Origin of the sequence: Nocardia sp. NPDC127526, assembly GCF_042672265.1 — a bacterium.
Lineage (GTDB): Bacteria > Actinomycetota > Actinomycetes > Mycobacteriales > Mycobacteriaceae > Nocardia.
In genome coordinates, this window is the sequence record NZ_JBHXVO010000014.1 from 61,757 (window position 1) to 71,754 (window position 9,998).

Here is a 9,998-nt window from a genome sequence, read left to right on the forward strand (position 1 = left end):
CGAAAACGCTTCTTGGAAACCAACTTTCAGTCCGTTATGCCGGTCAAATCCACTTTGTGATCTCCATTACACGTAACGGTTGGATCGAATAACTCCCCACGCGCCCCGGGATAGGTCGATCGGCCGATGTGGCGAGGTCACCCCGGGTCGGACCATGGCTGCACCGTCTCGATTCCGAGGCGTGTCACGACCCGGATTCGAAGGAAATCTCATGTCCCGATCACCACGGCGCGGCCTGCGCCGCCGTGCCGCCGGCGCTCTGGCGACCGTCGGCGTTCTCGTGCTCGGCGGAACGGTGGGCGGCTTCGCGCTGCCGACCACCGCCGGCGCTTCCAGTCACCGGGAGGCCCCGCTCATCGCGGGGGATCCGGCGGTGGACAACACCGATGTGTACGCGTTCGTCAGCCCGGACAAGCCCGATACCGTCACCCTCGTCGCCAACTGGTGGGGTGTGCAGGCGGCCTACGGCGGCCCGAACTTCTACCCGTGGGCGACCGAGGCGAACTACGACATCAATATCGACAATGACGGCAATGGCAAACCGGACCTGTCGTATCGCATCAACTTCACCACCGACGACCGGCGCGGCGGGTCGACCTTCCTCTACAACAATGGGCCGGTCACCAGCCTGAACGACGAGAATCTGCTGTTTCGGCAGAACTACACGGTGTCGGTCAGCCACGGGGTGAACGACTGGCGGCCGATCGCGCACGGGCAGGCGGCGCCCTCGTATGTCGGCGAGGCGTCCATGCCCGACTATCAGACGCTGCGGGAGCAGGCGACCGAGACGCTGCCCAGCGGCGGCAGCGTATACGTCGGCGCGGCGGAGGATCCGTTCTTCCTGGATCTGCGGGTGTTCGACCTGCTCTACGGCGGTGATCTGTCGGAGACCGGCACCGATACCCTCGCCGGGTTCAATGTCAATACCGTTGTGCTGCAGGTGCCCATGCGGGATCTGGCATTGAAGAACGATCCGGCCCGCAACCCGGTGATCGGCGTGTGGAGCGATACCGAGCGCCGCACCATGCAGCTCAGCCCGGGCGAGGCCAAGCCGGTCGGCGAGGCCGTGCAGGTGTCGCGGCTGGGTAATCCGCTGGTGAACGAGGTGGTCATGCCCGCCGAGTTGAAGGACGCGTTCAATGGGATCTCCCCCGCCACCGACGCCACCATTCCCGAGGTGGTGAAGCGGGTCACCGATCCGGAGCTGGCCAAGCTGATCGAGGCCATCTACAAGATCCCGGCCCCGGCCGCGCCGCGTAATGATCTGGTGGAGATCTTCCTCACCGGAATCGCCAAGAACGCACCGACATTGGACGGCACCGCGCCGCCGATCCAGGCGGATCTGAATTCCCAGATCCTCAATGCGGATGCCAATGCCAAGGCGTTCCAGCCCTCGGAGATGTTGCGGCTCAACATGTCCATCCCTGTAACGGCCTCGCCGGAGCGGCTCGGCGTGCTCGCCGGTGATCTGCAGGGGTTCCCGAACGGGCGGCGGCTGACCGACGACGTCGTCGATATCGCCTTGCAGGCCATGGAGGGTGCGGCCGCGACCGGTCAGCTGGTCGACGCGCTCGCCGCGGGCGACAAGGTGGATGCCAATGACGCGAAGTTCTCCGAGTCCTTCCCGTACCTCGCATTGCCTTCGCGCGGTATGGAATACACCTCGGGAGCCTTGGCGGACGGCACCGTGACCGCGCCCGCCGCCGCGGCGCCCTCCGGTACGGACGGGATGTCGTGGACGATGCCCGCCGTCGCGGGTGGCGTCGGCGCGGCCGCGCTGCTCGGCTTCGGCGGCTGGATGCTGTTGCGCCGCAGGCGCGCGGTGAATCCGCTCGATCCGCCGCCGAGCGCCTGATATCGCTCCCGGGGGCGGGACCGGCCCCGATCCGGTCCCGTCCCCGGGGCGTTCTCCCCTCCCCCACCTCTCCCATTCGAGGCCGCGAAATGTCCGAAACCCAGTCCCGCGGAGCACTCTTCCGCATACGCCGACAGCCCGCACTGATCTTGTTCGCTCTCTTCGTCCTGATCGCCGCCGCGGCGGGGACGACCATCGCCTTGTCCGACAACACATCTCCCGCCGACTCCGCGCGGACCGTGAGCGTCGATCCGCTGATCACCAAGGTCGCGCAGCAGCGGCAGCAGCTCGAACGGGTGCCCGGCAATGCCGCGGGCTGGGCCGAATTGGGCGCGGCCTATGTCGAACTGGCCCGCATTACCGGCGATCCGGAGAACTACGGTGAGGCGCAGCGGGCGCTGGACCGGTCGATCGAGATCGAGCCGGAGGGCAATGCCGAAGCCTTGTTCGGGCTCGGTGTGCTCGCCAACGCGCTGCACGATTTCACCGCGGCGCGCACCTACGGGGAACAGGCCCTGGCGCTGCGCCCCGAAAGCGCCGACGTCTACGGCGTTCTCGTCGACGCCTACACCCAGCTCGGTGACGCCGACGCCGCCACCGCCGCCGTCCAGCGCATGCTCGATCTGCGGCCCGGTGTGCCGTCGTTCACCCGCGCCGCCTACGACCTGGAATTGCACGGCCGCACCGAGGACGCGCGCGCGGCCCTGGAAATGGCGCTCGGCGCGGCGAATACCGCCGATCAGATCGCATTCGCCCGGTATCACCTGGGCGAGCTGGCCTTCAATTCCGGGCAACTGGACGAGGCCGAGGTTCAGTACAAGGCCGGACTGCCGGCGAATCCGGAGAGCGCGGCCCTGTTGCAGGGCACGGCCAAAATCGCTGCCGCGCGGGGAGATTCCGCTCGGGCCATCGACCTGTACACGCAATTGACCGAGATCGCACCGCTGCCGGAATATCTGATCGAATTCGGCGAACTGCTCGAATCGGCGGGCCGCCCCGGCGAAGCCGCCGGCAAGTACCGGGAGGTCGCCGCACAGCAGGCCGAACTCGCCGCCCAGGGCGCCACCGAATACCTCGACGCCGCCCTGCTCGCCGCCGACCACGGCGACCCGAACGAGGCCGTCCGCCTGGCCCAGCTGGAATACGACCGCCGCCAGAGCATTCTCACCGCCGACGGCCTGGCCTGGTCCCTGCACAAGGCCGGCCGCAATGAAGAAGCCCTCGGCTATGCCGACCAGGCGGCAACCCTGGGCTGGCGCAGTGCCACCCTCGCCTACCACCGCGGCATGATCCTCGCCGCCCTCGGCCGATCCGACCAGGCCGCCGACACCCTGTCCGAGGCGCTGCGGATCAACCCGTACTTCTCCCCGCTGCACTCACCCCGGCTGCAACAAACCCTCGATTCCCTCAACCGTCGTTGACCGATAGCCGCTGCACCAGCCGCGCTCGATAACACACGAGCGCGGCTACTCCGGCGAATACCGCGGTGAGGCCGCACGCGAGTATCCGAAATCCTTGCCCCACCTGGAATTCGGTCGCGGCCCGCTCGATTTCGTCGAGCGTGTGCCGGGCGCGATCATCGAACAGGACCGAGGCCCGCGGCCACAAATACAGAATCGACAGCAGGAACTGCCCGCTGATCAGCGAAACCAGCGAGGCGATCAGCCATCCCCGTCCCACCCGGTACCACAGCGCCGCACCGAAAGCGGCCAGCGCGCACAGCGTCAGCCCGGCCCCCAACGGCCGCATCAAATCCCCTACCGCCATCGCGCTCATGAATCGCTCGGTCAACTCCAGCGATTCCGGAATATCGCGAAAGATATTGGGATACAGCAACACCGTCTCGGCGACGGTCGCGGAGAACACGAATCCGGCGACCGCCGCGTACAACCCGACGACGGCAACCGGAACGGTAGCGGACTTCATGACGACCTCCTGGTGGAGACCGTAGGCTCGTGGCCCGCCCACCGAATCCGGAATTCACCCCCATTGGCCGCTCAGGGGTAACCCCGAATGCTCAATGCGGGGTCAGCGACCAATCCTCGACGGTCCCGCGCGTTCCGACCGGGCATCCGTCGGGCTCGCGCCCGGTGTTCGGGCCCACGGTTCTGCCGTACATCAACAGGCATTGCTGCGAGGCCTTCTCATCGCTCACGTCCTCGGTGTACAGAATTCCGATGGTGGTGTCATTGGCGATTCGCGAGGCGCTGAAGGCCAGTACCCCGGTCACCCCTTGATAGTCGATCTCGCGCAGTTTCGTCGCGATGGCGGCCCGAGCGGGAACGGTGCCGGCGGCGGTCTCCGCCAGATAGGCCTGATTGCGACGCACGGCCTCCAGGAACACTCCCGCGACGTCGTACGCCAGTCCGGTGCGGTCGCCCGGCCAGGCGGTCTCGTACAGATCGAGCTGGTCGACAAGGGATTTCAAGCGCCGGCACATATCCAGATAGTCCGGATGCACCGGCTCGTCGCCCAGCACGCCGCGGCCTTCGCGCACACATTCGGCCCCACCGAGCAAGACCGGAACGGCCTTGGCCACATAGCGAATCGGCAGTCCCGGCGGGGCGGCCGCGCGGGCGGTCGGGTCGGCGATGAATCGGGTCACCGCATCGTTGCCGAGGATCGCCAGCGTTTCGGGGGTGGGGCAGCCGCGGGTGAGCGAATCCACGAAGGCCCCGAAGTCGTGGTTGCGGCCGGCGAAATAGTGCAGCCGCTGCCGGTCGGGCTGCGGCTGCGCGCACGGCGCGGGCCAGTCGGCCATCTCCTGCTGGCGAATCCAGGACACTTCCTCGAAAGCTATTCCGCGCCCGCGCAGTTCGTTCCGAACCCCATCCGTCAGCGATTTCACGTAGATGTCGTCGGGATCGTTCCAGTGATAGAGGGTGATGCCGGTGTATCGCGGCTGTCCCTGCCGCGCATCCCCTTCCGGATAGCGCGCTCCCTGGTAATAGTCGGCCACCAGCCGCGCCTGTGTCAGATTGCCCGGGACCGGCTGGAAATACAGCGGCGACACCTCGGTGAGCCCATCGGCCGACAAGGTGGTCGGCATGACCGGCACCCCGCTCGCACCGAGCAGCGCGATGGCCCGGCGCGTCTCGGCCGTACTGCGGTCCAGGCCGACCACGCCGATGAGGGTGGAGTCCGCGCGCACGATCCGGCTCAGCAGATGTTCGGCCACCCAGGAGGCGTATCGCATGGTGGATCCGCCATTGGCGATGATCACCCGCAGCAGCGGTTCGGATTCGCTGCTCTCCTCGATCGCGCGCCGCTGGCGTATCGCGAATCCGGCCAGTTCCTCCACCTGCGCGTGCGGATACTTCACATTGTCGTCCACATAGGTGAGCCCGGCGAAGTAGACCACCGAGACCAGGGTCTTTCTCGGATTGCGGCGGTGGATGTCCTCGGCGATCCGATTCTGCCGGAACACCTCTCGCTGCATTTCCCGCAGCTCGGCGTCATCGGTGAAAATCAGGCTCTCACTGTCGCTGTAGCCCACGCACTCCCCGCCGTGCACCGCCACCCCGATCCCGGACTCCCATGGCCACCGCCAGCAGCCCTCGCGCAGCTGGGGTCCGACGGTCGGTGAGGCCGCGACGACCGAGACGACGATGAGCGCCAACACCGTTCCCGAGGGCACCCCGCGCCGCGCGAACCAGGGCGCTTTCGGCGGACGCGCGAGCTTCGGCGAGCCGAGTTCACCGACCCCGGCCAGCGCATCGGTCAATCGCACAGGGAGATACCAGGATTCGCGTGCCCGGCGGCGGCGACGCTCCTCGATTCGCGCCTTCCAATATTCCAGCGGATCGTATTCCGGCTGATCGGCGTTCGTATCCTGCAAATTCTCGGTGAGCAGCCGGGAGAGCCGGCCGAGCCGCTGCTCATACGGCGCCTGCGCCATGGTCGCCACCACGACGAGCGGGTCGAAGACACCGGTTTCATTGCGGATCTCGTTGATCCGGCGCATGAGTTCGGCCGCCGGATCGGAGGCGTCCGCCACATGAACGAGCACCACCGGATAGGCGGTGCGCCGCCAGCTCGACGGCCGGAGCAAACGTCGCCGGTAGGCGTGGCGCAGATCCTCGAGGAAGGCGTGCACCAGCAGCTTCGATACCTGGTCCGGATCCTCTCCACTGCGGCTCGGCCAGGTGAGGCGACCGGCGAAATCCAAGAAGCCATCCGATAGTTCGGGGCTCAGATATCGCTGCCCCAGAAACCACCGCACCTCCCGGGACAGCACGGGCACCCGTCCGCTCAACCGCAGCCACACCCACAGCACCGGCCAGAGCGCCAGCACCAGGTAGACGGTCAGCGGAACGCGTTCCGCGATATTGGACACCGCGCCGTCGGCCGGGACGCCTCGCCGTGGCCGGCGACGACCAGCGCGCAGCAGTTGCGACATCCGGCTCCGCAATTCCTCCGGCGCATCGTCACCGGCGCCGAAGCGCTGCCCCAGGACCCACGACAGCATGTTGTAGCGCGGGAAGACCAGGGAGCCCATCCCCGTATTGCCGGTGGCGAGCCCGAGCCGCAGGCGGTCGAGAATCCACAGGCAGTCCTCCACCGCCGCTTCGTTCGGATCGGGGTACTCCGCATCGCGCGGGCGGGTCGTGACGGCGAGATGCACGCGCGGCGCGGCCCGGCGATGTGACGCCTCCAGCCATCTATAGGTCGCCGACCGCACCGTGCTGCCCTCGGCATTCGCGCCGACCAGGCACACCATGGGCGGCGATAGCTGCGACCCGTCGCGCCGCAGCAGCCCGTGCCACAGGGCGGTCCGGGTGCGCGGATGTTCGTCCGGTACGAATAATTTGCGCAGAAGTCTGACGTATTTATCGATATCGGACTCGGCCACCGTGGCGCCCCCTCGATCTCATGGCGTTGTGCCCAGCCAATATCGTTCCGCGAAACGCCGTTCTGCACAGTGCGTTTCGCGAAAGTACCGAGAATTGCGGATTCCCGGTGAAATGCCGGATGCGATTCAGTTCGGTGCTGCGGTGGGAATCGCGCGGTCGGTGACCACTTGTTTCATGACCAGTGTCGAGTTCAGCCGCTGCACCCCCGGAAGTGCGGCCAGGGTGTCGTCTTCGAGTTCGGCATAGGCCGCCAGATCGCGGGTGCGAACCCGGATCAAATAGTCCGGATCACCGAAAAGCCGTTGCGCTTGCAGGACATGGGGGATCGCCGCCAAGGCCCGCTCGAAGGCGAGCAGGGTTTCGCGATCCTCCTGCTTCATGGTGACGAAGACCAGCGCCTCGAAGCTGAGGCCCAGCGCTTCGGGATCGACCAGGGCCCGGTAGCCGCGGATGACGCCGCTGGTTTCCAGATCGCGCAGGCGGCGATGGGTGGGCGAAATGCTCAGGCCGATGCGGGAGGCCAGATCGGTGATGCTCACTCGGCCATCGCGTTGCAGCTCCGCAAGAATCTTCCGATCAATGGCGTCTATCGCGATGATTCTTCCACTGCCGGCGCGGATCCGGGCAAAACTCGGCAACCTCTTCGCCGGCGATCGGGATAGCGTTTCCAGCACGCCGGATATCCCCTCGGGAGGGCGGACGCCATGAACCCGACGCTGCTGCTGGCTTTTTGGGGCACGACCTTGCTGCTGATCATCGTGCCCGGCCCGGATTGGGCGTTCATTCTGGCTGCGGGGGCCCGGGACCGGGTGGTGTTCCCCGCTGTCGCCGGGTTGATGCTCGGCTATCTCGGCTTGACCCTGCTCGTCGCCGGCGGGGTCGGCGCCGTGCTCGGCCGGTCGGCGATCTTCCTGACCGCCCTGACCGTGGCCGGCGCCGGCTACCTCGTCTATCTCGGAACCTCGGTGCTCCGCAAACCCACCGGGTCCCTTGCCGACTCGGTAACCGGCGCGCGGACCGAGCAGCCCGGGTTACGCCGGACCCTGACCGGCATTGGAGTCAGCGGTCTCAATCCCAAAGGCCTGCTGATCTTTCTGGCCATGCTGCCGCAATTCACGGACCAGCGGGCCGCCCTGCCGCTCCCTCTCCAGCTCGGCCTTCTCGGCCTGCTGTTCGTCGGGACCTGCGGCGTCTTCTACACCGTCGTAGGCTTGTGCGCGCGCGGCATACTCACGGCGAAACCCGCGCTGGCCCAGTCGATCTCCCGGATCTCCGGCGCGGCGATGATCGTGGTCGGCGTGCTGCTGCCGATCGAGCGCCTGCTGTGACCGTGATTCACTCGCCCATGGCGGCCATGCACCGCATCATCTCCTCCGGCGGCAGGTCCTCCACATGGCCGGCGACGGTGACAGCCGCACGGTCGTCGCGGTGTGCGGCGGTTGCAGTTTCCCGCCCCCGCTGATCTTGTCGGCATGGTCGGCGAGCCACTGCCCGACCCGCGCATACGCCTGTTCCCGCTCGGCCGGCGCCATCGCCTCCAACTCGGCGGTGAACTTCTCGTCGTCCACGAACAACAGCAGATACTTCATCGTTCCTCCTCGCGCGGCGTGGTGATTCCACGGCCTCTACCCAGAAGACGATCGGCGCACCGCCCGATACGACATCCGCGACCGCGAATTCACCGGCGTCGTCCGGAGCCGGTGCTCGATGTGCCGAGCGTATCGGCGCAGGCCGGATCGTGGCGGGCATCGGCGGTCTCGGCCACCAGGCGCCGGAAGGCGGGGCATTGGGTGAAATCCTCGGCGTCGCAGCTCATGGCGTGCTCGATCATCGATTTGGAGGTTTCCAGCTGCCGCAGGCGCAGCTCCAGTTCGGCGTGGTGGCGGCGCAGCACCTCGTGGCGCTGGTCGCGGCTGGTGGAGCGCAGCACTTCCGCCAGCTGTTCGAGGCTCATGCCGGCGGCCTTGCCCCGCACGATCATGGCCACCCGCGCGATGTGGCCGGCGTCGTAGCGGCGGCGGCCGTTGCGCCGGGTGGTGGGGACCAGCAGGCCCATGGCTTCCCAATGCCGCAGGACGTGCGGGGCGAGATCGAACCGCGCCGCGAGTTCGCCGATCGACATCTCCCGATCACTTGACCTCATGTTGACATTAACTTGCAGACTTGCGGAGAAGTCAAGGAGGAAACCATGTTCGACGTGATTGTTCTCGGTGGCGGACCCGCGGGAATGGCGGCCGCACTGACGCTGGGGCGGGTGCATCGCAGTGTGCTGCTGCTGGACGCGGGCCACGGGCGCAATGGTCCGGCCGATGCGGTGCACAACTTCGTCACCCGGGACGGGACGCCACCGGAGGAGATGCGGCGCATCGGGCGGGCGGAGCTGAGCGCGTACCCGTCGGTCGAGGTGCGCGACGGCACGACAACGGATGTCCGGATCTCGGACGGCGGCTTCGAGGTGAGCACCGCCGCGGGTGATCGGCTCTCCGCCCGGCGGCTGCTGCTCGCCACGGGGCTGGCCGACGAGCTGCCCGATATCGCCGGGCTGGCCGGGCTGTGGGGCCGATCGGCTTTTCATTGCCCCTACTGCCACGGTTACGAGTGCGCGGGTAAACCGGTCGCCGTGCTCGGATCCACCGGTCCGCGGGTGCGATTGGCCTTGCAGCTGAGCCGGTTCGCCAAGGATGTCGTGCTGTGCACCGGCGGGCGGCCCCTGGCCGAGGATCTCCGGAATGTGCTGGAGCGCAATCGGATCGATGTGCGCTGTGAGCCCGTCACGCGATTCGACGGCGAGGACGGCGCACTCGACCGAATCGTCTTCGAGTCCGGCCCGCCCCTGGACCGGGACGCGGTCTTCGTCGAGAACCTGCCGCGCCAGCACAGCGACCTCGCCGCCCGATTGGGCTGTGCGTTCCTCGCCGACGGCTGCGTCGAGGTCGACGAGTTCGGGCGCACCAGCGTGCCCGGCGTGCACGCGGCCGGCGATATGGCCCACCGCGCGTCGCTGCCCGTGCCGCTCGCGGCCGTCATCGCCGCGGCGGCGGCCGGCACGGTCGCCGCGTCCGCGCTCGACCAGGATCTGCTGAGCGAGGACTTCGCGCTCCCGAATCCGTTCGCGAGAGGGTGATTCCGGATGACTCGGGTTATCACTCCGCCGCGCGCGAGCAATGTGCCGCTGGCCACCCTCCGGACTCATGCTGGGCGCGCTGCTCGGTGCTGGACCAGACGGTCGTCGCCATCGCGCTGCCGCACATGGTCGCGGATGTGGGCGGCGCGGATTCGATCGGCTGAAT

9 protein-coding genes are annotated in these 9,998 nt (G+C 67.5%); 4 read left to right on the forward strand and 5 right to left on the reverse strand.

Annotation, left to right across the window (positions count from 1 at the left end; translation table 11 throughout):
• Positions 1-211: 211 nt before the first annotated feature.
• Together ACFVIV_RS22430 and ACFVIV_RS22435 are read left to right on the forward strand one after the other, a co-directional pair.
• Entirely contained in the window at positions 212-1,855 is a 1,644-nt protein-coding gene (locus tag ACFVIV_RS22430; protein ID WP_379199253.1) for a DUF4331 domain-containing protein, read from the forward strand.
• Between the two features lie 89 nt (positions 1,856-1,944).
• Positions 1,945-3,276 (forward strand): tetratricopeptide repeat protein, encoded by a 1,332-nt coding sequence (locus tag ACFVIV_RS22435; protein ID WP_379199255.1) that lies wholly within the window; start codon positions 1,945-1,947, stop codon positions 3,274-3,276.
• Here ACFVIV_RS22435 and ACFVIV_RS22440 read toward each other — a convergent pair.
• The 3 genes from ACFVIV_RS22440 to ACFVIV_RS22450 all read right to left on the reverse strand — a co-directional run bounded on the left by ACFVIV_RS22440 (position 3,263) and on the right by ACFVIV_RS22450 (position 7,298).
• Positions 3,263-3,781, reverse strand: a complete 519-nt coding sequence (locus ACFVIV_RS22440; protein ID WP_379199257.1) for a hypothetical protein — start codon at positions 3,779-3,781, stop codon at positions 3,263-3,265. The two genes, ACFVIV_RS22435 and ACFVIV_RS22440, sit on opposite strands and share 14 nt — an antisense overlap.
• 91 nt (positions 3,782-3,872) lie before the next feature.
• Positions 3,873-6,707: a hypothetical protein gene (locus tag ACFVIV_RS22445; protein WP_379199259.1), complete on the reverse strand. Its 2,835-nt coding sequence runs from the start codon at positions 6,705-6,707 to the stop codon at positions 3,873-3,875.
• A 126-nt stretch (positions 6,708-6,833) separates the two neighbouring features.
• Positions 6,834-7,298 carry an Lrp/AsnC family transcriptional regulator gene (locus ACFVIV_RS22450; RefSeq protein WP_379199410.1) on the reverse strand — a complete coding sequence of 155 codons (465 nt, stop codon included), beginning with the start codon at positions 7,296-7,298 and terminating at the stop codon, positions 6,834-6,836.
• A 114-nt stretch (positions 7,299-7,412) separates the two neighbouring features.
• On the opposite strand from ACFVIV_RS22450, the gene ACFVIV_RS22455 reads away from it, so the two are divergent.
• Positions 7,413-8,036: a LysE family translocator gene (locus ACFVIV_RS22455; protein WP_379199261.1), complete on the forward strand. Its 624-nt coding sequence runs from the start codon at positions 7,413-7,415 to the stop codon at positions 8,034-8,036.
• A gap of 36 nt (positions 8,037-8,072) precedes the next feature.
• On the opposite strand, the gene ACFVIV_RS22460 is transcribed toward ACFVIV_RS22455, so the two are convergent.
• Together ACFVIV_RS22460 and ACFVIV_RS22465 are read right to left on the reverse strand one after the other, a co-directional pair.
• Positions 8,073-8,297 carry a hypothetical protein gene (locus ACFVIV_RS22460; protein ID WP_379199263.1) on the reverse strand — a complete coding sequence of 75 codons (225 nt, stop codon included), beginning with the start codon at positions 8,295-8,297 and terminating at the stop codon, positions 8,073-8,075.
• Positions 8,298-8,386: 89 nt separating this feature from the next.
• On the reverse strand, positions 8,387-8,851 hold the full coding sequence (locus ACFVIV_RS22465; RefSeq protein WP_379199265.1) for a MerR family transcriptional regulator: 465 nt from the start codon (positions 8,849-8,851) through the stop codon (positions 8,387-8,389).
• A gap of 45 nt (positions 8,852-8,896) precedes the next feature.
• Between ACFVIV_RS22465 and ACFVIV_RS22470 the strand changes: the two genes are divergently transcribed.
• Positions 8,897-9,832, forward strand: coding sequence for an NAD(P)/FAD-dependent oxidoreductase (locus ACFVIV_RS22470; RefSeq protein ID WP_379199267.1), 936 nt, complete (start codon positions 8,897-8,899; stop codon positions 9,830-9,832).
• The last annotated feature ends 166 nt before the right edge of the window (positions 9,833-9,998 follow it).

Excerpts from the sequence above, each read along its gene's own strand:
- ACFVIV_RS22460 (WP_379199263.1), bottom strand. The coding sequence starts at position 8,297 with ATGAAGTATCTGCTGTTGTTCGTGGACGACGAGAAGTTCACCGCCGAG.
- ACFVIV_RS22430 (WP_379199253.1), top strand. The coding sequence starts at position 212 with ATGTCCCGATCACCACGGCGCGGCCTGCGCCGCCGTGCCGCCGGCGCT.
- ACFVIV_RS22440 (WP_379199257.1), bottom strand. The coding sequence starts at position 3,781 with ATGAAGTCCGCTACCGTTCCGGTTGCCGTCGTCGGGTTGTACGCGGCG.
- ACFVIV_RS22435 (WP_379199255.1), top strand. The coding sequence starts at position 1,945 with ATGTCCGAAACCCAGTCCCGCGGAGCACTCTTCCGCATACGCCGACAG.
- ACFVIV_RS22465 (WP_379199265.1), bottom strand. The coding sequence starts at position 8,851 with ATGAGGTCAAGTGATCGGGAGATGTCGATCGGCGAACTCGCGGCGCGG.
- ACFVIV_RS22455 (WP_379199261.1), top strand. The coding sequence starts at position 7,413 with ATGAACCCGACGCTGCTGCTGGCTTTTTGGGGCACGACCTTGCTGCTG.
- ACFVIV_RS22470 (WP_379199267.1), top strand. The coding sequence starts at position 8,897 with ATGTTCGACGTGATTGTTCTCGGTGGCGGACCCGCGGGAATGGCGGCC.